This window comes from Telluria sp. AZSoR62 (genome assembly GCF_058111565.1).
In genome coordinates, this window is sequence record NZ_JBYTST010000591.1 from 1 (window position 1) to 237 (window position 237).

The 237-nt window shown below is 62.4% G+C and carries 1 protein-coding gene; it reads right to left on the minus strand.

The genetic code is table 11. The features are described 5' to 3' along the window. On the minus strand, positions 1–222 hold a 222-nt coding region (locus tag AC3XQU_RS24860), incomplete at its 3' end, for a hypothetical protein (RefSeq protein WP_489876758.1). Positions 223–237: the final 15 nt, after the last annotated feature.

The window sequence follows — 237 nt, forward strand, 5'->3', positions numbered from 1 at the left end:
GTGGGGGCTGGCCGGCCGCATGAACTGCGCATTCACGGCAGCCAGGGTGTTCCCGAACAGCGCAACCGTGGTGGGAACATCGAAGTGGGGACTGGTGATGGTGTCTTCGATCTCGCCGGAGGAGAGATCGTTGGAGAGGTCAATCCGGACGATCTGGTTCAGGAAGTTCTGCACCGCCCAGACGGTATGGCCCCGGACCAGGATGCCGTCAACCTTCGGCACGTCCACACCCTCGAT